Source organism: Bradyrhizobium ingae (assembly GCF_055791185.1).
Window position 1 is genome coordinate 86,869 of record NZ_JBVUBB010000031.1, and the last position, 19,305, is coordinate 106,173.

General features: G+C 64.8%; 16 protein-coding genes, 1 tRNA gene and 1 riboswitch. Of the genes, 8 read left to right on the plus strand and 9 right to left on the minus strand.

The genetic code is table 11. The annotated features are described in order from the left end of the window. The first annotated feature begins 173 nt into the window (after positions 1-173). The 4 genes from ACV1FX_RS31845 to ACV1FX_RS31860 all read left to right on the plus strand — a co-directional run bounded on the left by ACV1FX_RS31845 (position 174) and on the right by ACV1FX_RS31860 (position 3,682). A tRNA-Gly gene (locus tag ACV1FX_RS31845) sits at positions 174-248 on the plus strand. A gap of 77 nt (positions 249-325) precedes the next feature. Next, the gene (locus tag ACV1FX_RS31850) at positions 326-1,312 is read left to right on the plus strand and encodes an NAD-dependent epimerase/dehydratase family protein (RefSeq protein WP_473121494.1); all 987 of its coding nucleotides are present in this window, start codon (positions 326-328) and stop codon (positions 1,310-1,312) included. A 279-nt stretch (positions 1,313-1,591) separates the two neighbouring features. Continuing rightward, positions 1,592-2,869, plus strand: a complete 1,278-nt coding sequence (locus tag ACV1FX_RS31855; protein WP_473121495.1) for a PQQ-dependent sugar dehydrogenase — start codon at positions 1,592-1,594, stop codon at positions 2,867-2,869. A 213-nt stretch (positions 2,870-3,082) separates the two neighbouring features. Beyond that, the gene (locus ACV1FX_RS31860; RefSeq protein WP_473121496.1) at positions 3,083-3,682 is read left to right on the plus strand and encodes a c-type cytochrome; all 600 of its coding nucleotides are present in this window, start codon (positions 3,083-3,085) and stop codon (positions 3,680-3,682) included. A 199-nt stretch (positions 3,683-3,881) separates the two neighbouring features. Here the strand turns inward: ACV1FX_RS31860 and panE are convergent, their stop codons facing one another. The 3 genes from panE to ACV1FX_RS31875 all read right to left on the minus strand — a co-directional run bounded on the left by panE (position 3,882) and on the right by ACV1FX_RS31875 (position 6,199). Continuing rightward, positions 3,882-4,805, minus strand: coding sequence for a 2-dehydropantoate 2-reductase (panE, locus tag ACV1FX_RS31865; protein ID WP_473121497.1), 924 nt, complete (start codon positions 4,803-4,805; stop codon positions 3,882-3,884). A gap of 97 nt (positions 4,806-4,902) precedes the next feature. After that, the gene (locus tag ACV1FX_RS31870; protein WP_473121498.1) at positions 4,903-5,511 is read right to left on the minus strand and encodes a 2-hydroxychromene-2-carboxylate isomerase; all 609 of its coding nucleotides are present in this window, start codon (positions 5,509-5,511) and stop codon (positions 4,903-4,905) included. A gap of 103 nt (positions 5,512-5,614) precedes the next feature. Further along, entirely contained in the window at positions 5,615-6,199 is a 585-nt protein-coding gene (locus ACV1FX_RS31875; protein ID WP_473121499.1) for a DUF2239 family protein, read from the minus strand. A 151-nt stretch (positions 6,200-6,350) separates the two neighbouring features. Here ACV1FX_RS31875 and ACV1FX_RS31880 point away from each other — a divergent pair, with 151 nt between their 5' ends. Then, the gene (locus ACV1FX_RS31880) at positions 6,351-7,016 is read left to right on the plus strand and encodes a glutathione S-transferase family protein (protein ID WP_473121500.1); all 666 of its coding nucleotides are present in this window, start codon (positions 6,351-6,353) and stop codon (positions 7,014-7,016) included. Positions 7,017-7,029: 13 nt separating this feature from the next. Here ACV1FX_RS31880 and ACV1FX_RS31885 read toward each other — a convergent pair whose 3' ends face one another. After that, complete coding sequence (locus ACV1FX_RS31885) at positions 7,030-8,406, minus strand: serine hydrolase domain-containing protein (RefSeq protein ID WP_473121501.1); 1,377 nt, start codon at positions 8,404-8,406, stop codon at positions 7,030-7,032. Between the two features lie 266 nt (positions 8,407-8,672). Then, on the minus strand, positions 8,673-10,424 hold the full coding sequence (ggt, locus tag ACV1FX_RS31890) for a gamma-glutamyltransferase (protein ID WP_473121502.1): 1,752 nt from the start codon (positions 10,422-10,424) through the stop codon (positions 8,673-8,675). Between the two features lie 132 nt (positions 10,425-10,556). On the opposite strand from ggt, the gene ACV1FX_RS31895 reads away from it, so the two are divergent. Continuing rightward, the gene (locus tag ACV1FX_RS31895; protein WP_473121503.1) at positions 10,557-11,942 is read left to right on the plus strand and encodes an MFS transporter; all 1,386 of its coding nucleotides are present in this window, start codon (positions 10,557-10,559) and stop codon (positions 11,940-11,942) included. Positions 11,943-12,159: 217 nt separating this feature from the next. Here ACV1FX_RS31895 and purH read toward each other — a convergent pair whose 3' ends face one another. The 3 genes from purH to ACV1FX_RS31910 all read right to left on the minus strand — a co-directional run bounded on the left by purH (position 12,160) and on the right by ACV1FX_RS31910 (position 17,141). Continuing rightward, a complete protein-coding gene (purH, locus tag ACV1FX_RS31900) occupies positions 12,160-13,752 on the minus strand; it encodes a bifunctional phosphoribosylaminoimidazolecarboxamide formyltransferase/IMP cyclohydrolase (RefSeq protein ID WP_473121504.1) in 1,593 nt (530 codons plus the stop codon). Positions 13,753-13,777: 25 nt separating this feature from the next. Next, positions 13,778-13,859, minus strand: a riboswitch (ZMP/ZTP riboswitch). 59 nt (positions 13,860-13,918) lie between these two features. Continuing rightward, positions 13,919-15,637 carry a heparinase II/III family protein gene (locus tag ACV1FX_RS31905; protein WP_473121505.1) on the minus strand — a complete coding sequence of 573 codons (1,719 nt, stop codon included), beginning with the start codon at positions 15,635-15,637 and terminating at the stop codon, positions 13,919-13,921. A 157-nt stretch (positions 15,638-15,794) separates the two neighbouring features. Further along, positions 15,795-17,141 (minus strand): RsmB/NOP family class I SAM-dependent RNA methyltransferase, encoded by a 1,347-nt coding sequence (locus ACV1FX_RS31910; RefSeq protein WP_473121506.1) that lies wholly within the window; start codon positions 17,139-17,141, stop codon positions 15,795-15,797. A gap of 192 nt (positions 17,142-17,333) precedes the next feature. On the opposite strand from ACV1FX_RS31910, the gene ACV1FX_RS31915 reads away from it, so the two are divergent. Then, on the plus strand, positions 17,334-17,534 hold the full coding sequence (locus ACV1FX_RS31915; RefSeq protein ID WP_473121507.1) for a DUF1674 domain-containing protein: 201 nt from the start codon (positions 17,334-17,336) through the stop codon (positions 17,532-17,534). Between the two features lie 50 nt (positions 17,535-17,584). Then, a complete protein-coding gene (locus tag ACV1FX_RS31920) occupies positions 17,585-18,178 on the plus strand; it encodes a thermonuclease family protein (RefSeq protein ID WP_473121508.1) in 594 nt (197 codons plus the stop codon). Positions 18,179-18,228: 50 nt separating this feature from the next. Here the strand turns inward: ACV1FX_RS31920 and ACV1FX_RS31925 are convergent, their stop codons facing one another. Further along, on the minus strand, positions 18,229-18,744 hold the full coding sequence (locus ACV1FX_RS31925) for a L,D-transpeptidase (protein WP_473121509.1): 516 nt from the start codon (positions 18,742-18,744) through the stop codon (positions 18,229-18,231). Positions 18,745-19,305 lie beyond the last annotated feature (561 nt).

Here is a 19,305-nt window from a genome sequence, read left to right on the forward strand (position 1 = left end):
AATCCATGGCCGCTGATTCGGTGGTTCCTCGGCGTTTCGGGCGGCTTTCGACCCGATTCGGGGCTCATTTAGGTCTCCGAAAGCGAATTCATGCCGCCGGTAGCTGTTGCATTCGCCGTCCGCTTTTGGCATACGACAGCCGTTGCCGGCGCGTCACGCGACCGACACAGGACGCGGGTGTAGCTCAGTGGTAGAGCACGACCTTGCCAAGGTCGGGGTCGAGGGTTCGAGCCCCTTCGCCCGCTCCAATTTCTCCCAGCGTCAAGCCTGACAGGACCGGATCGCCGTCTGGCGGCTCCGCCCGGGACTTAACGTTGGACGCATAATGACAATCCTGGTCACCGGCAGCGCAGGCCATCTCGGGGAAGCCATTCTCCGGACGCTTCGGGCGCGCGGGTCTACTGTGCATGGGGTTGATTTGAAGAAATCGGAGTTCACCGACCGGGTGGGCTCGATCGTTGATCCCGGCTTCGTGCGGGCCGCGATGGCGGGCGTCACCGCCGTCATCCATACCGCGACCCTGCACAAGCCGCATGTCGCCACCCACTCCAAGCAGGACTTCATCGACACCAACGTCACGGGGACGCTCAACCTGCTCGAGGCGGCGGCCGAGGCCGGCGTGAAGAGCTTCGTCTTCACCAGCACCACCAGCGCGTTCGGCTCGCAGCTTCGGCCCGAGGCTGGGAGTGCCGCGGTCTGGGTCACCGAGGATCTGCCGTCGGTGCCGAAGAACATCTATGGCACCTCCAAGCTGATGGCGGAGAATCTGTGCGAGCTGTTCTTTCGCGAGCGCGGGCTTGCCGTACTCGTGCTGCGAACCTCGCGCTTCTTTCCGGAGGAGGACGACGATGCGGCCGCGCGGGCGAATTTTGCGACCGAGAATGCGCAGGCCAACGAGCTGCTTTATCGCCGGCTGGATGTAGCGGACGCGGTGAGCGCGCATCTGCTCGCCGTCGAGCGCGCACCCGGCATCGGCTTTTCGCGCTACATCGTGTCAGCGACGAGCCCGTTCACGCAAAGCCACCTCGCCGCCCTGGCTGAGGACGCCGCGCGCGTCGTGCATGCGCTTTATCCCGATTGCGCAAGACTCTACGCAGCGCAAGGCTGGCGCCTGTTTCCGACCATCGACCGCGTCTACGTCAACGAACGCGCGCGCCGCGAGCTGGGCTGGCGGCCCGCATTCGACTTTGCCCATGTGCTGGGCAGCCTGCGCGCCAAATGCGATTTTCGCAGCGCGCTGGCGCGTCAGGTCGGCTCAAAAGGTTATCATGACACCGTCTTCGACCGCGGGCCTTATCCCGTAGTCTCATAATTCTCATCGCGAGCACGCGAGCATCTGCCTGCGAAATGGTCGCTCGTCGCGTGATTCCGCGTTGCAGCGAGAACGCACGCACTCGCATGCAACGCATGCGGAGAAGTTCTCTCTCAATTTTTATTGAGGCTGATCGCGATGCGCGAGCCACGCTTCTCAGCGCTTGCAGATGTGCTAACCTTTTCGCGTCTGCCTCTGTCGACAGACTCCGAACTTCGCCTCTCGAATAGCAAAACAATAACGGTGTGGCCGCCACGGCCGCCTTAGGGGAGTGACGCGATGACATCCATATTCCATCGATCCATCTTTGCGTTTGCGGCGGTCGCCCTGCTCGCGGGGACCAGCGTCGCGAATGCGCAGCAGCAGCAGGACAAGAACCGGGCGCTGAAGAAATACGAATCCGGCACCAAGGAGTTCTGGACGCATCCGCCGGATGACTGGTTCCTGGGCGACGAGACCGAGGCGCAGAAGGGCCTTGCGCCGCCGTCGGGCCCGCCGACCGGCGCGTCCGAGGCCGAGCTCGCCAACATCGTGAAGAAGATCAAGCTGCCCGCGGGCTTCAAGATCGAGGTCTGGGCGCCCGGCGTTCTCGCCGCGCGGCAGATGGCCTGGGGCGACAAGGGCACGCTGTTCGTCGGCTCGTTCGGCCTCGGCAACGTCTATGCGATCAAGGACAATGGCGGCAAGCGCGAGGTCAAGACCATCCTCAAGGGTCTGAACATGCCGACCGGCCTCGCCTTCAAGGACGGCGCGCTCTACGTCATCGCCGTCGACAAGCTGATCCGCTACGACAACGCCGAAGCCAATCTCGACAATCTCGGCGAGGGCAAGGTCGTCTATGACGACATGCCGTCCTATGCCGCGCATGGCTGGAAGTACATCGCGACCGACAAGGATGGCTGGTTCTTCCTGCCGTTCGGACCGCCCTTCAACGTCGGCATTCCGCCGACCAGCGTCTCGCAGATCCGGCGCGTCGATCCCAAGACCGGCAACGCCGAAATCTGGGCGCTTGGCGTGCGCAACTCGGTCGGCGGCGACGTCGATCCGCGCAGCGGCAAGTATTGGTTCACCGAGAATGCGCGTGACTGGGTCAGCGACGATCTGCCCAGCGACAAGCTGAACATGATCTCGAAGCTCGGCGAGCACTTCGGCTATCCCTATTGCCACCAGGGCGATCTGCCGGATCCCAAGTTCGCGATGGGTCACAAGTGCTCGGAGTTCACGCCGCCCGTGCTGAATCTCGGCGCCCACGTCGCTCCGCTCGGCATGAAGTTCTACACCGGCGACCAATTCCCCGCCGAGTACAAGAACAACATCCTGATCGCCGAGCACGGCTCCTGGAACAGGCACAAGTACCAGGGCGCGCGCATCGTGCGCGTGATCGTCGGGCCCGACGGCAAGAACCCCAAGCAGGAGGTGTTCGCCTCCGGCTGGATTGAAGGTGACCAGGGCTATCTCGGCCGTCCCGACGACATCATTCTCGCCAAGGACGGCTCGATCCTCGTCGCCGACGACTGGGCCGGCGCGATCTATCGCATCAGCTACAGCAAGAAGTAGCGCAGTGTGAGACTGGAGGCTGCGGTGGCCCGCGTGGCGGCCGCAGCCTCTGTCTTTGAGCCCTGATCTTTAAATTTTGGACAGTGTCGTTCCGGATTGCGCGACGCTTGCGCGCAAGTCCGGAACCCATAACCGCGATTTGGGGTTATGGATTCCGGGCTCGCCCTTCGGCCGCCCCGGAATGACGGGCTTCGATCGAGCGGAATCTCAACCATGTATCGGCAGTTCGTTTCACACGCCGTCAGCGCATTGGCGCTTTCCCTGGCAGTGCTCGTTAGTTATCCCGCATCCGTTTCAGATGCCGCCGACGTCAAGGAGAAGGTCGCAATCTGCGCCGGCTGCCACGGCGACAACGGCATCTCGCAGACCGAGAACATCCCCTCGCTTGCCGGCCAGCCCGATCAGTTCTTGCAGTGGCAACTCGTGTTCTTCCGCGCCGGTTCGCGCAAGAACGAACAGATGCAGCCGATCGCGGAGGAAATCGCCAACGAGGACATCCGCAGTCTCGGCGCCTATTTTTCGCAGCTCACGCCGCCGAAAGGCGCCGAAGACAAGGATCCCGACCTGTCGAAGAAAGGCAAGGAAGCGGCCACTGGCCGCCGCTGCGCCTCATGCCACACCGACAGCTATGCCGGCACCAAGGCGGTCGCCCGCCTTGCCGGCCAGCGCGAGGAATATCTTGTGAAGGCGTTGCACGATTACAAAGCCGGCTTGCGCGTCGGCGGCGGCGTCGCTGCCATGGCGGACATCGCCTACTCGCTCAGCGAGGAGGAGATCACCGCGCTTGCGCATTATCTGGCGCATTTGCAGTAGATGTGTGAGTGAGGATTGCGCCAAAAACTCCGCCGTCGTCCCGGACAAGCGCAGCGCAGATCCGGGACCCATAATCCCAGGGAGGAGTTGTGGTGCGAGCTGGCAACTCCGAGTCTTCGCCAAACCACTCCCTGTGGTTATGGGTCCCGGGCTCGCGCTTTGCGCGCCCCAGGACGATGGCGATGTGTGGGGGTGCTAGCTACGCCGCCCGCTGCTTCTCATACGCCTTCAGATGCGTGTAGGCGATGCGCAGTTTGGGCACCGGCACCTTGGCAGCATCGGCGCGCGCGATGAGATCGCCGATGACGTGATCGGCCTCGACCGGAAGGCCTGCCTTGATGTCGCGGAACATCGACGCGGTCATCGGCGAGCCTTCGGTGGTGATCAGGCCCTTGACCCGCTCGAAGAACGGTCCGCCGGGCGCATAGCCTGCCGCGGTCGCGGTCGCGCTGGTCTCGTCGAGCATCCCCAAGAGAAAATCCTTGCCGCCGGCGACCGCCAGGATGTTGCCGACGGAGGTGCGCATCAGGCTGGTCGACGCCGCGAGCGAGGCCAGGAACACCCATTTCTCCCACATGTCCTGCATGATGTTATGGCTCGCGCTCGCGCCGGCGATGCCGCTGGTGAAGATTTCGTCGATCGCCTTCACGCGCCCGGATAGTTTTCCGTCGCGCTCGCCGTAATTGATCGACTGCATCGGCTGGAGCTGCACCACCTCGCGCTTCTCGTTCAACGTCGCGGCGATGGCGCAGAGCCCGCCGAGCAGGCGTTCGGCGCCGAACTTCTGGTCCAGCACGTCGAGATGCCGCATGCCGTTGAGCACGGGAACGATCGTCGTGTTCGGGCCGACCGCCGGCGCGAACGATTTGATGGCGTCATCGAGGTCGAACGCCTTGCAGCTCAGCAGCACGACGTCGAATTTTTCGGTGAGCTTGCCGGCCTGCACCGAAGGCGGGTTCGTCAGCGTTACATCGCCGTTCGGGCTCTTGATGACGAGGCCGGAGCTCGCAAGCTCGCTCGCCCGCCGTGGCCGCACCAGGAAGGTGACGTCGCGTCCGGCCTGCAACAGCCTGCCACCAAAGTAGCCGCCGATGGCGCCAGCGCCCACCACGAGAATGCGCATGGAGATGCTCCGTTTGTTCTTGCTCTTGCTTCACGGTCGTCCAGGTTCCGCCGGAGCGACAGGCGGGAGATACCTCACTTCGCTCATTGGGTCAGAATCACTTTCCCGACACCATCTCCTCGACTTCGCGCAGTTGCTCCTTGCCGAAGAACATTTCGCTGCCGACGAAAAAGGTCGGTGAACCGAACGCGCCGCGTGCGACGGCCTCCTCGGTGTTCTTGATCAGCTTTGCTTTCACATCGGGTTCCTGGGCACGCGTGAACAGCTTCTGCGCATCGAGGCCTGACGAGGCGAACGCCTTCATCGCGATTTCCGGATCGTCCATCTTCTTCGGCTCGCGCCACATGTGATGGAATGCGGCTTCGACATATCGTTCGAACACGCCTTCGAGCTGGGACGCGATCGCCGCGCGCATCAGGTTCAGCGTGTTGACGGGGAAGAACGGGTTCCAGACATAGGGCTGCACGTGGAAGCGCTTGAGGAAACGCTCGGTCTCGACGGCCTGGAATTCGCGCTTGTTCTTGATGCCGGCGAGCGTCTCGGCCGGCGACTTGTTGTTGGTCGCCTTGAAGATGCCGCCAAGCAGGATCGGCACATACTCGAATTTCACGCCGATCCGCGCCTCGATTGCAGGGATCGCCTCATGGCTGAGAAACGCATTGGGACTGCCGAAATCGAATAGGAATTGTGGGGCTGCGCGCGTCAAAACCGTCCTCCCATGAGCTCGCTTTGCGCCCATTGTGGAGCAGCGGGCGCGGCAGGTCCACCCGTTTCATGATGGTCATAATACTCTAAGCGGCGTGTTCCGCTTACGCCCGATCGCTGCTTGCGAGTTTCGAAATGTGGTCGCGGATGTCGGCGGGCCAGTCGGCGATCTCTGCCGCAAAGCGCCGGCGATCGCCTGCGAACAGCGCGCGCGAGGCTTCCTCGAAATGCGCGAGATTGCCTGCCATCGCCGACATGAAGTGGTAGGCGGCATCGCGCGCCTGCCGTTCGCGGTCCCTGTCGCCGCTTTCGCGCCGCGCCTCGTCGACGAGCTTGCGCAGCGCGACCGAGGCACCGCCCGGCTGCGCGTTGAGCCATTCCCAGTGCCGCGGCAGCAGCGTCACCTCGCGCGCCACCACGCCGAGCCTGGGCCGGCCGCGACCGCGGGGCGCGCTCGGAGGGGCAGCGTCTCCGTTGGATTGCGCGGGCGCAACCGTCGCCAGCCGGGCCAGCACCTCCTGGTCGTCGCCGCGCATATCGAAATCGACCGCCCGCCCGCTCAAGTCGCTGAAGATCACGATCGGCGAGCCCGCCCACGCATCAGCGCGCTTGACCGCCAAGACCACATCCGCGATCGGCCCCGAGGCCAGACGTCGTTGACCGACAAAGGCTGTGAAGGTTTCCTGCATTGAAATCACTACGAAATCCGACGACGTGGCCCGCTTAATATCCGGGTGAAATAGAAACGTCAATATGCCCGGGTAAAAATAGCGACCGTCCGGCTCGACATTCGTCCGCCGGGCTGGCACCAACGCGCCCGAGACCAGCGGGGACCTCAAAATGCTGACCGTTCATCACCTCAACAATTCACGCTCGCAGCGCGTGCTGTGGCTGCTCGAGGAGCTGGGCGTGCCCTATGAGATCGTGCGCTATCAGCGTCAGCCGGACATGCGCGCGCCGAAGGAGCTGCGTGCGATCCATCCGCTCGGCAAGTCGCCCGTCATCACCGACAACGGCAACACCATCGCCGAATCAGGCGCGATCATCGAATACCTCGTCGGCACCTATGGAAACGGCCGCCTGATCCCACCGCCAAATACGCCGGAGCGGCTGCGCTACACCTATTGGCTGCACTATGCCGAAGGCTCGGCGATGCAGCCGCTGCTGCTCAAGCTGCTGTTCACCCTGATGCCGAAGCGCGCGCCGGCGCTGCTCCGGCCTCTCGTGCGCAAGGTCTCGAACCAGGCGCTCACGGCGCTCGTCAATCCGCAGATCAAGCAGCATATGGATTATTGGGAAGGCGAACTCGGCAAGAGCGAGTGGTTCGCCGGCAACGAGTTCATGGCCGCCGATATCCAGATGAGCTTTCCGCTGGAAGCGGCACAGGCGCGCGGCGGGCTGGAGCAGGGCCATCCCAAGGCAATGGCGTTCCTCGAACGCATCCACGCGCGTCCAGCCTATCAACGCGCACTGGAGAAGGGCGGGCCGTACCAGATCGGGCGGTAAGTCTCCTTTCGCCTCATTCTCGCGTCGCAGCCAGTACCTCCTGGATCAGCCTTTGGACGTCGCCTGGGCCGTCGCCGAGACGCACCACAACGAGGTTTCGCGACGGAATGATTGCGATGCGTTGATCGAACGCGCCTGTCGCAGAGAACGCGTCTCGCGGAATCTCCCCCGGCGCGCGGCTCCCTGCGTCTTTTTGCTGGCCGCGATTCGTCCAGAAGCCTGCCCCATAGTTGGTATTGAGCGTAGCGGATGCGGAAAAATCCACCCAGCCTTCGTGCAGTATGCGTTTGCTGCCGATGACGCCGTTATTGAGATAGAGCAAGCCGAACCGCGCCCAGTCTCTGGCGCTTGCCAGCATGTTGGACGCGCCCTGCATCGTTCCGGATGGATCGAATTCGAGCGTCACATGACGCATACCGAGCGGGTTGAACAAATTGCGCCAGGCAAAGCTCAATGCCTGCTCAGGACCGCCCAGCGTATCACGTATGATCCGCGCCAACAGCTGTGTCGATCCGCTGGAGTAGTGCCAGCGCGTTCCCGGTGCTGCGATCGGCGCAGCCCTCGCCGCAAACTCGGCCATGTCGTCTTGCAGATACATCTGGCTGGACTGATCAAAGCCGACGAAGGCCTCATCCAGCGCAAGCCCCGTCGTCATGCGCAGGAGATGTTCGATCTCAATCTGGTGGCGCGGGTCGGATGGCGAATGCCATTCCGCGATCGGCGCTGGCATCGATGGGTTGACCAGGCCCTGGTCCGTCATAATGCCGATCAGCGCGTTGATCACGGACTTGGTCAGAGAGAAACCGAGCAACTGCGTATCGATGCCGACGCCTTGCGCGTAGCGTTCGGCGATCACGCGCCCATTGTGCACCACCACCACGGCCTTGGTTCTCCGCGTGGGTACGGCCGCGGGCTCTTCGAAGGCGTGGGTCAGAGCCGCCCTGAGTGCGTCATCCTCGGGTTCGACGAGGTCCGGACCGGCAATTTCAGGGAGTAATGGCGGCTCCTGCGACGCTTTCAGCGCCTGAAGATCGCTCTTCGGCACATAGGGCTGCCGGGGTCCATTCACCATCACACAGCCCAAGCCTTCGTGAAAGGCGGCGAGTCCGTAAGGCTCGCCAAAAGCCAGGATTTCGACGGTTCTTGCCGCGCGATCCAGCCGATAGGTCATGACCGCGCGCCAGAAACGCACGCTGTTATCACTTGTGATCTCTGTAAAGGATGTCTCCGGATCAAGTCCGGAGACGAAGGTCTTGGCGCAGACATTGTGAGCGACGACGACGGCCACGATGCGAAGCGCACGATCGGGACGGAGAGTGACCGCCAGCACAACGAGCGCCGATAGCACCAACGCGGCGAAAGCAATAAGGATCTTGCGGGCCACGCGCATCTCCAGGACGAGAGGGCTAGCCTAGTCGTTTCAGCTTCGTATGGAAATGAGCCCGCGGATAGCCCCGGAGCATACGCATGCCGCACGCGGCGACCTGTCTCCAGCAGCGCGAAGACGGCGATAAAGAACACCAGGACGCCGCCGAAAAAGATCGCAATCGTGTTGGCAAGCGAGGTCGTCGACGACAGCGCGCCCACCAGGAAGGGGACGGCGCGCCCCGCCGGAAAACCGGCGCCGTTGATCTCGGGCCTCCCAAAAGCGAGAGGCTATTGCCCCTCTGCCGCGGAGCCCCGTGTGCGCGGGTCGGGCGCGCCGAACGGCCCGTTCGGCGTCACCGCGATCGAGTTGGCCGAAGTCTGGCCCATCGGCTCGACGACGACGTGACCCATCGCCTTCAATTGCGACAGGACGTCCTCGGAAATGCCCCGCTCGACACGCACTTCATCCGGCAGCCATTGGTGATGCAGCCGTGGTGCTGCGACGGCAGCGGCGACATCCATATGATAGTCGAGCACGTTAACGATCACCTGGAGCACGGTCGAGATGATGCGGCTGCCGCCGGGCGAGCCCGTCACCAGCACCGGCTTGCCGTCCTTCAGGACGATGGTCGGCGCCATCGAGGACAGTGGCCGCTTGCCCGGCCCCGGCAGATTGGCCTCGTAGCCGACGAGGCCATAGGCGTTGGAGGCGCCCGGCGCCGCGGTGAAATCGTCGAGCTCGTTGTTGAGCAGCACGCCGGTGCCGTCGGCGATGAGGCCGACGCCATAGCTGAAGTTCAGCGTATAGGTGTTGCTCACCGCGTTGCCGCGGCTGTCGACGACAGAGAAATGCGTGGTGTTGCTGCCTTCGCGCGGCGGCGTCGCGCTCGCCATGATCTCGCCCGCCGGCGTGGCGCTGCCGGTGTTGATGCCGGCGCGAAGTTTAGCCGCATAGTCCTTTGCGATCAGGGTCTGGATCGGCGCCCTGACGAACGCGGGATCGCCGAGATAGCGCGCGCGATCGGCATAGGCGCGCTTCATGGCCTCGATCAGCAGATGCAGCGAGGCCGGCGAGCCTTGCTTCAGATCGGAGAGCTGAAAGCCTTCCAGGATGTTCAGCGTCTCCACCAGCACCACGCCGCCCGAGGACGGCTGCGGCATCGACACGATATCGAAGCCGCGATAGCTGCCGCGTACCGGCTCGCGGATCACGGGCCTGTATGACCGCAAGTCCTCTGCAGTCATGATGCCGCCGGCATCGGTGACAGCCTTGGCGAGCCTTTCGGCGACCGGTCCCTCGTAGAATCCGCGCGGGCCTTGCGCAGCGATCGTCGACAGCGTCTGCGCCAGATCACCCTGCACCAGCCGGTCAGTCTCCTGCAGCGGAGTGCCGTCCGGTCGCGAAAAGATTTTTGCCGACGCCGGCCAGCGCGCGAATCGCTTGTGTGCGGCCGGCAGGGTGTCGGCAATGTCGTCGCCGATGACGAAACCGTCGCGCGCGAGTGCGATTGCGGGCTCGATCAATTGCGCCAGCGTGAACTGGCCGGAGCCGTATTTCTCCAGCGCCAGCGCCAGTCCCGCGACCGTGCCGGGCACGCCGATGCCAAGTGCGGAGTCGCGCGACTTTGCGATATCGGGCTTGCCGTCGGTGCCGAGGAAGATGTCCGATGTGGTCGCAGCCGGTGCGGTCTCGCGATAGTCGATCGCGATGTCTTCCTTGTGGTCGGCAGAATGGATCACCATGAATCCGCCACCGCCGATATTGCCCGCGCGCGGATAGGTCACGGCCATGGCGAAACCGGTCGCGACTGCGGCGTCCACCGCGTTGCCGCCGTTCCGCAGGATGTCTGCGCCGATCTGCGCGGAAATCCTCTCCTGCGTCACAACCATGCCGTGCTCGGCCGCGATGGCGTGAACGGTGTCGAGCGTGGGCGGCTCGTAGATGCGGCGCGCATCCTGAGCGCGCGCCGGGAACAGTCCGATACTTAGAATCGTGAGGACGGCTACGACTTTTCGTCGTGTCAGGACAAGCGACATCATCAAAATTCCGCCGTGTCTTGCTTTTGTCGTGTCTTACTTCTGTCGTGTCTTGGCGACACTCCACAGCCGTCACGGCAATGCTATACCGTTCGCGCCGGGAGAGGCAAAACTGTTCGTGATAAGGGAATGCTGATGACGACGATCGCCTCTGATACCGATATGGCCGATGCGGAGCGGATCTATCCGCCGCGCGTCGCCGTCGTCAGTTGGATCTTCTTCGATTGGGCTGCACAGCCCTATTTCACCCTGATCACGACGTTCGTCTTCGCGCCCTATTTCGCCACCAGCGTCGCGCCGGACCCTGCGACCGGACAATCGCTGTGGGGATTCGCGATGGCAGCGGCCGGCATGGCCATCGCCCTGCTGTCGCCGGTGCTGGGGGCCGTCGCGGATGCGGCGGGCCGGCGCAAGCCCTGGATCGCTGCATTCGGCACCCTGCTGGTGCTCGGCTCCTGTGCGCTGTGGGTAGGCAAGCCCGGCGATCCCAGCATCATTCCGCCGCTGCTTATGGCCGTGGCCCTCGCGAGCGTCGGCGCGGAGTTCGCGACTGTCTTCAACAATGCGATGATGCCGACGCTTGTGCCGCCGGAGCGCATCGGACGGCTCTCCGGCAATGGCTGGGCCACCGGTTATGTCGGCGGCATCATCAGCCTGATCGTCGTGCTCGGCTTCCTCGCGGCGAACCCGGAGACCGGGCGTACGCTGCTTGGTTTCAAGCCGCTGTTCGGACTCGATCCGGCGATGCACGAGGGCGATCGCATCACGGGACCACTGACGGGCCTCTGGTTCATCGTGTTCGTGATTCCGATGTTCCTGTTCACGCCGGACTATCCCGCCAAGCGGCCGGTGCGCGCGGCGCTGCGCGCGGGCCTTGCGCAGCTGAAGCAATCGCTCGGCGAACTGCCGCGGCGGAAATCGCTGGCGACGTTCCTGCTCGCCAACATGATCTACACCGACGGCCTGGTGTCGCTGTTCGCCTTCGGCGGCATCTATGCCGCCGGCACTTTCGGCTGGCACACGATCCAGATCGGCACCTTCGGCATCATCCTGGCGATCGCCGGCACGTTCGGCGCGTGGCTCGGCGGCAAGCTCGACGATCTCCTCGGGCCGAAGCGCGTGATCGCGGGCAGCATGCTGATCCTGTTGCTATCGCTCACAGCGATCCTGCTGGTCGACAAGGATTCGATCCTGTTCATCAAGGTCGCGCCGCCCGAGCCGGGCGGCGCCCTGTTCGCCGGCGCGGCCGAGCGCGCCTATCTCGTGCTGGGCTGCCTGATCGGCGCCGCCGGCGGCCCGCTCCAGGCCGCCTCGCGCACGCTGCTCATCCGCCTCGCGCCGAAGGATCGCATCGCGCAGTATTTCGGCTTGTTCGCGCTGACCGGAAAGGTGACGTCCTTCATCGGCCCGCTGCTGATCGGCGCGATCACGGCCGGGACCGCAAGCCAGAAGGCCGGCATGGGCGTGCTGGTGGTGTTCTTCGCCGCGGGACTGGCGTTGTTGACGCGGGTGAGGGAGTAGCGGCACCACCGTCATTCCGGGGCATCGCGGAGCGATGAACCCGGGACCGCTGTTGCCAAGCATCCTGATGTCGTCCCGGCGAAGGCCGGGACCCATAACCCCAGGGAGAAGTTGTGGCGCGCGATTGCTAACCACCAGTCTTCGCCAAACTACTCCCTGTGGTTATGGGTCCCGGATTTGCGCTCCGCTTCGCTGCGCTTGTCCGGGACGACAGGAGTTAATGCCGGAAATGCCGTGTCCCCGTGAACACCATGGCGATGCCGTGCTCGTCGGCGGCCTTGATCACCTCGTCGTCGCGCATCGAGCCGCCGGGTTGCACCACCGCGGTGGCGCCGGCTTCGATGCAGGCGAGCATGCCGTCGGCGAACGGGAAGAACGCATCTGACGCGACGACCGATCCCTTGGTGAGCGGTTCGGCGAGCTTCAGCTCGTTCGCCGCATCCTGCGCCTTCCGTGCTGCGATCCGCGCTGAATCCACCCGGCTCATCTGACCCGCGCCGATGCCGACGGTGGCGAGATCCTTGGCGTAGATGATGGTGTTGGACTTGACGTGCTTTGCGACGCGGAACGCGAACTTCAAATCGCGCATCTCGGCATCATCAGGTGCACGCCTGGTCACCACCTTGAACGTCATGTCGTCGACCACGGCGTTGTCGCGGCTCTGCACGAGCAGGCCGCCGGCAACGGTCTTGGCGGTGAGGCCCGCCGAACGCGGGTCGGGCAGGCCGCCGGCGAGCAGCAGGCGCAGATTCTTGCGCGCGCCGATGATGGAGATCGCTTCCTCACTTGCGTCCGGCGCGATGATCACCTCGGTGAATATCTTCGTGATCTCGCGCGCGGTGTCGGCATCGAGCGCGCGATTCATCGCGATGATGCCGCCAAAAGCCGAGGTCGAGTCGCAGGCAAGCGCCCTGCGATAGGCGGCGACGAGATCGGGACCTTCCGCGACGCCGCAAGGGTTCGCGTGCTTGACGATGACGCAGGCCGCCGTGCGCTTGGCGTCGAACTCGCCGATGCACTCATAGGCCGCGTCGGTATCGTTGATGTTGTTGTAGGAGAGCTCCTTGCCCTGCAACTGCCGCGCCGTCGAGACGCCGGGCCGCTTGTCGGGCGTCGCGTAGAACGCGGCGGTCTGGTGCGGATTCTCGCCGTAGCGCAGCGCCTGGATCAGCTTGCCGCCGAAGGCGCGGTAGTCGGGCGCATCGATCTCGAGCTGCCGGTTGAACCAGTTGGAGATCGCGGCATCATAGGCGCCGGTGCGCGCATAGGCTTTTGCGGCAAGGCGCCGGCGCAGCTTCAACGTGGTCGCACCATTGTTGGCGGCGAGCTCGTCGAGCACGGCCTGGTAATCCTGCGCCTCGACGACGACCGCGACATCGTCATGGTTCTTCGCGGCGGCGCGGATCATCGCAGGACCGCCGATGTCGATGTTCTCGATGCACTCCTCGAAATCAGCGCCTTTGTCGACGGTCGCCTCGAACGGATAGAGATTGACGACGAGCAGATCGATCGGCGCGATGCCGTGCGTCTTCATCGCTTCCGCATGTTCCTTGTTGTCGCGGATTGCGAGCAGGCCGCCATGCACCTTCGGATGCAGCGTCTTGATGCGGCCGTCCATCATCTCGGGAAAGCCGGTGAGGTCGGAGACGTCCTTGACCTTGAGGCCGGCAGCCGCGATCGCCTTGGCCGTGCCGCCGGTCGACACCAGCTCGACGCCGTGGGCGGCCAGCGCCTTGGCGAATTCAATCAAGCCGGTCTTGTCGGAAACGGAAAGCAGTGCGCGGGTGACGCGGCGCGGATGGTCGGTCATGAGCAAGATCCTCTGTTGAAGGGAGTACCTATGCCCAGGCGCGCGGCAGCTATGTCCCGCGCTTCCCGATGGTGCTCCATCCAAGGTCGCCAGTTGCGCGAGCGGGTGCTCGTTAGCAGCTTTCGATGCCCTTCACAACGACCAGATGGGGCTGAGCCGCGCGCGTTTACAGCGGGAGTTCCGGCTCGCGCCGGGCATTGCGGCGGGCATTGGTGACCGCAGGCGAAGCCGTGGAGCGGACGAAGCTCCAGCGGATCGAGGGCGCCTGCCGCGCATCCTGCCGGATCACGATCTGGGCGGTGCGGCGCGGCCCGTCATTTCCGGCCAGGAAGACGCTGTCATCGAGATCGACCTTGTCGTCCAATGCTTCAAAGGTCCAGACCTCGCGGTTCGGCAGCACCAGCATCACGCCGCGGGCGTCCGACAGCCGGCTTGCCTTCACCGCCGGATGCAGATGGAAACGCAGCGCGAAATCCGCATTCGTGCCCTTCAGCCGTCCGCCCTGCGGCGGCGACAGCGTATCCTCGCCGTCGACCCGCGTCCCGTCATTGGCGATCATCACCACACGCCGGTGGATCACGCCGAACTTGGCGAGATAGCCGTCATGCGACGTCGTCAGCAGCGTGCCGTTCTGAACGACCTCACGAAAATTCTCGACGACGGACGGCCCGCTGATCACGGGCGCGCCGTGCAGCAGCTTCTTCATCGCCGACAGCTCGACGAACTGGCAGGACGATGTTTCGTGATAGCTCAGCGTCGAATGCGCCGCCGTGCCGCGCGCGAATGGCCGCCAATTGTCGCGCCCCGTCGTCGGCATGCCGCAATTGGTCACGATGCGGCTCGTGCCCGAGGACAATTCGAACGACAGGCAGCCGGCATGGGCGTCGTGGCTGACATTGGCGGGCGGCGGCGCGCCGGTGTCCATGATCAGCGTCAGCGCTCCGGCATCGAGGCGCTGGAAGCCGGTATGCGGCATGGTCGCCATCGGCGCGCCGTGGGTGTCGTCATAGGCCAGCAGCGTGGCGAGCAGATCCGACGACGTCGCGCTCATGCCGTTGAACAGCGCAAAGTTGCCGTCGCCGTGCCGGAAGAAGCGCAGCATCGGCATCATGCGGTCGATCGCGTTCAGCAGCGCCGGCGGCGGCGCGATGTTGCGCGCCGCAAAGGTCTGGCGCAGCGGCAACAGGTCGATCAGGAGCTCGATCAACGCACCCGGATTGCGGGAGATGTGTCCGCCGTCGGGAAGGATCTGGCGCTGCAATTCGTCGGACAGCTTGCGCGAGGCGCTGCGGATGTGGCGCGCCTGGTTGGCAAGGCACAGCGAGGCGTAGCAAAGCGCGATCAACACTTGCAGCCGCGGCACCCCGTCGGGGATGTCGACCATCGTGAAACGCAGAAGGCGAATCTCGCGGGCCAGCGCCCGCAGATAACGACGGTAGAATTTGTTGTCGGTGTCGCCGAGCACCAGGGGGGCCTGCGACAACAGCGAGATCACGCGCCGCGCCAGCACGTCGGCGCGGCGGGCCACGGGGCGGCGCTTGTTGGCGGGATTGGAGATCCAGTCCTCGACCAGCGAGCGGGCGTTGGCCCGCGTCAGCGCGGTGTCGGCGGCGCGCAAGTGGCGCAGCCAGCCGAAGCCGAGCAGGGCGACCTCCCAGTCCTCCGATGGCGGCTCGAGATCGAAAATCGAGCGGCCGTGGCAATTGACGATCTTGCCGGCGAACACGAAGCGCCCGGCATAGATCTCGGCCGCGCGCGTGGCGTCCGCGGTGCGTAAGTCGTGCGGCGCGATGATCAGCCGGTCGGTGCGGCCCGGCCAGAGCCGTGACACTGCCACCGACCCGCCGCTCGCGCGCGCCAGCATGTTCCGCGCGAAGCGGTTCATGACCAGCGCCGAGATACGTCTGCGTTGAGCGACCGACACGCCTTGCCTTGAAGGGGGAGAGGATTCCTGACGAATCCTTTTAATCCCAAAATCCGCCGGCTGACACCACCTTGAAAGGTGGCGAATCAGCTTCAGTGGCGCAAAATCCGGTGCAAAATCAGGATTTAACCAGCCGGGCGGCGAAGAATCCGTCGAGCCCGCCGAGCCGTGGGTCGGCGTTCGGCAAGTGGCTCGGCAGGGTGCGCAAATCGCCGTCAGCGGTAATGATCTCGGCCAGGCCCGAGACCTCGGATGGCTGGATCGGCACGCGGCGCAGCGTCGGCTCCGCGTCCAGCAGCGCGGCAATCGCCTGCTCGCCTTCCTCGGGCTCCAGCGAGCAGGTGCAATAGACCAGCGTTCCGCCCGGTTTGAGCAGCGAGACGGACTTGCGCAGCAGGCGCTGCTGAAGTGCCGCGAGCGCCGCGATGTCGGACTCCTGGCGCAGCCAGGCCACATCCGGATGGCGGCGGATCGTGCCGGTCGAGGTGCAGGGCGCATCGATCAGGACGCCGTCGAAGCCGTGCGCTGGACCCGCCCATTCCACGGCGTCGGCGACGACGGTTTCGGCCTGCAGCGACAACCGGGCGAGATTTTCGCGCAACCGTGCGACGCGCGCCGGCGAACGGTCTATCGCGACGACATTGGCGCCGGCGTGCACCAGCTGGGCCGTCTTGCCGCCGGGCGCGGCGCAAAGATCGGCGATGGATTTTCCCGCGATATCGCCGAACAGCCGTGCCGGCAATGCGGCCGCGGCGTCCTGGACCCACCATTGTCCTTCGCTGAAGCCGGGCAGCATGGTCACCGAGCCGTGCAACAGCGTGCGCACGGTTCCGGTCGGCAGCACCTCGCCGTGCAGCCGACTCGCCCACTGCGCGGCGTCCGACTTCACGGTCAGATCGAGCGAAGGCTCGTGGCCGAGCGCGAGCGCCATCTCGCGCGCGGTGGTCTCGCCATAATGCGCGCTCCAGCGCGCGAGCAGCCAGGGCGGCAGGTCGAGCGATTGCGTCGCGACTTCCTCCACCAGCGCCTTGCCCTCGCGCGCGCAGCGGCGCAGCACGGCGTTGACGAGGCCGGCATAGCGTGCCGCGCGGCGATCGGATTGCACCAGGCGGACCGAGAGGTCGACAGCCGCGTGATCGGGAACATCCATCCAGAGAATTTGCGCAGCGCCGATCAGCAGCGCGCTTTGCGCGCGCGGCGCCTCGCCGGGGATGCCCTTGTCGAGCAGACGCGACAGCACGTGGCCGAGCGTGCCGAGCCGGCGCAGCACGGTCGCCACCATCCGCCGCATCAGCGCGCGGTCGCGATCGGCGAGCGTCTTCAGGCCGGGATGGGCGCCGCCACCGTCGAGCTGGTCGTCCAGCGTGCGGTGTTTATGCAGGACACCGTCGACGATGTCGGCGGCGATCCGGCGCGCCGCCAGACCGGGCACTTCGGAGGGTGGAGCAAAACGTTGAGATGGCATGCGGAGGTAAGGTTCTGAGCGAGCGGCAGTTCCGCCGCGAGGGCGCATGCCTGAGACGCGCCTCTGTGGCACGCGAATATGCCAAATGTAAGAATCGACTCTGGTTTTTTCAGCCCTGCATGACGATCTCTGCCCTATGCGCGGCGTTTTTTCCGATCGCGCGGGGCGCGTGCCTGGGTTAGGAAGCCAGAGATGAACGACACTCCGTCCAGCCCTTCCCGGCGCAAGCCGCTGACGCCGGCCGCTCAGCGCGCGCTGGCGGAGGCCGAAGCACGCCGGCAGGCGGCTGCGGGCAATTCGGAAGCCGCGCCAAAAGAGTTGCAGGGGCCGAAAGGTCCCGAGCCGACGCGCTATGGCGACTGGGAACGCAAAGGCATCGCATCAGACTTCTGAGACGGGACCGTCTCTTGCCGGCTCGCCCGACTCAGCCCTAGCGTCGGCCGATGCTTCCCCGCGACCGAATCAATTCCCATCGTCCCTCGTTCAGCGGCGCGCCGTTCGGCCGTCGCTTCGCGGGCCTGCTGCCGTGGATGTTCGTGATCGTTGTCGTAACCGCGGTCGTGCTCATCTATCGGCATGGCACCAACTGGCGCGTGCCGCATGCCGGTGACGAACGGGCGCAGGACGCCGAGATCATCCTGCAGCAGACAGGCAATCCCGACATTCGCCAGCCGGTCGACGTCATCCGCACCATCGACGGCGACACTTTTCTCGCGCGTGTACATCAGCGTGGCGGGCGCGATCTCGTCGCGCGGGTTCGCCTGCGCGGCATCGATGCGCCCGAAATGAAGGCGTCCTGTCGGGACGAGCTGGACAAGGCCGAAGCTGCCAGCGATGCGCTGCGCAATCTGCTCGGCCAGGGCGGCGTTGTGATCTACAACCTTGGGCCGGAGAAATACGGACGCATTCTCGCCGATGTTGCCACCCGGCGCACGCCCAACGTGTCGGCGGCGCTGCTCGCGGGCGGTTATGCCCGCAGCTACAATGGCGGTCATCGCGAGGGCTGGTGCGCGCGCAGCTGGCGCTTCTGGCAATAGAAAGCCGCGTCGAGACGCGGCTTTTTCGTCTGCCTCGAAGGAGCGAGGTCTCAGCGCGTCACGACCACCGTGGTGCCGACGGAGACGCGGCTGTAGAGGTCGGAGATGTCGTCGTTCAGCATGCGGATGCAGCCATAGGAGACGAAGCCGCCGACCGAGCCCGGCACGTTGGTGCCGTGGATGGCGTATTCGCCGCCGGCCAGCGTCATCGCCGCGACGCCCATCGGATTGCGCGGCGAGCCGCCGGGGATCACGTCAGGAAGTTGCGGCTTGTCGTGCTTCACTTCGGCCGGAGGCGACCAGGCCGGGTTGCGATACTTGCCGTCGATGCGGGTGGTGCCGGCCCATTGCTTGCCGGATTTGCCGACGCCGACCGGGTAGCGCATCGCGTGCTCGCCATCGAGAATGAGATAGAGGCGGCGTTCATTGGTCCTGACCACGATGGTGCCCGGCGAATAGTCGGCTCCGTGCAGCCCCACCATTTCCGGCCGCGCTTCGGCCGCCGTCGACATCATTATCCCTGCCCCGATGGTGGCGGCCAATGCCACCGCAATCCTCATCGACATCACTTGCTTCCTTATCCATTGTCCGAACGGGTCGTTCAAATTGACGCAAAACCCGGAAATCGCCCGCTCGCCCACGCATTCTTAACCGCGCGCATTAACCGGATGGTTTCCACGCGCCGCGCCTCGGGCCCAGCCAGCACAGGGAACAAAGGAAAAGTTCGAATTAAAGTAAATGACCGGAAAACAACACCTGGCGGGAAACATGCAGCCGCGCAGGCGCACGCCCTGACAAGTGCGTGAGGAATGTGAACGGCTGTTGTCTCGGGGGCTGCAGTCGGTCTCGTGTCCCGGACGCGGCGCAGCGCGAAGCGGTGCGACGCAGAGCCGGGACCCACCTCGATGATGGTGGCATGGGGCCCGGCTCTGCAGCGCACCGCTGAAGAAGCGCTGCGCTGCGTCCGGGGCGCGAGAGCGTTCTTACGCCGAGGTCTGCTTCTTGTTCTGTCGGTTCTTGACGAGATCGTCGACCACGGCGGGATCGGCGAGCGTCGAGGTGTCCCCCAGGCTGCCCGGCTCGTCCTCGGCGATCTTGCGCAGGATGCGGCGCATGATCTTGCCGGA

Bases quoted from the DNA above. Each gene is read 5' to 3' on its own strand.
- ACV1FX_RS31905 (WP_473121505.1), bottom strand. From the start codon at position 15,637: ATGAACCGCTTCGCGCGGAACATGCTGGCGCGCGCGAGCGGCGGGTCG.
- ggt (WP_473121502.1), bottom strand. From the start codon at position 10,424: ATGATGTCGCTTGTCCTGACACGACGAAAAGTCGTAGCCGTCCTCACG.
- purH (WP_473121504.1), bottom strand. From the start codon at position 13,752: ATGACCGACCATCCGCGCCGCGTCACCCGCGCACTGCTTTCCGTTTCC.
- ACV1FX_RS31885 (WP_473121501.1), bottom strand. From the start codon at position 8,406: ATGCGCGTGGCCCGCAAGATCCTTATTGCTTTCGCCGCGTTGGTGCTA.
- ACV1FX_RS31875 (WP_473121499.1), bottom strand. From the start codon at position 6,199: ATGCAGGAAACCTTCACAGCCTTTGTCGGTCAACGACGTCTGGCCTCG.
- ACV1FX_RS31915 (WP_473121507.1), top strand. From the start codon at position 17,334: ATGAACGACACTCCGTCCAGCCCTTCCCGGCGCAAGCCGCTGACGCCG.
- ACV1FX_RS31850 (WP_473121494.1), top strand. From the start codon at position 326: ATGACAATCCTGGTCACCGGCAGCGCAGGCCATCTCGGGGAAGCCATT.
- ACV1FX_RS31880 (WP_473121500.1), top strand. From the start codon at position 6,351: ATGCTGACCGTTCATCACCTCAACAATTCACGCTCGCAGCGCGTGCTG.
- ACV1FX_RS31910 (WP_473121506.1), bottom strand. From the start codon at position 17,141: ATGCCATCTCAACGTTTTGCTCCACCCTCCGAAGTGCCCGGTCTGGCG.
- ACV1FX_RS31860 (WP_473121496.1), top strand. From the start codon at position 3,083: ATGTATCGGCAGTTCGTTTCACACGCCGTCAGCGCATTGGCGCTTTCC.
- ACV1FX_RS31920 (WP_473121508.1), top strand. From the start codon at position 17,585: ATGCTTCCCCGCGACCGAATCAATTCCCATCGTCCCTCGTTCAGCGGC.
- ACV1FX_RS31925 (WP_473121509.1), bottom strand. From the start codon at position 18,744: ATGTCGATGAGGATTGCGGTGGCATTGGCCGCCACCATCGGGGCAGGG.
- ACV1FX_RS31895 (WP_473121503.1), top strand. From the start codon at position 10,557: ATGACGACGATCGCCTCTGATACCGATATGGCCGATGCGGAGCGGATC.
- ACV1FX_RS31855 (WP_473121495.1), top strand. From the start codon at position 1,592: ATGACATCCATATTCCATCGATCCATCTTTGCGTTTGCGGCGGTCGCC.
- panE (WP_473121497.1), bottom strand. From the start codon at position 4,805: ATGCGCATTCTCGTGGTGGGCGCTGGCGCCATCGGCGGCTACTTTGGT.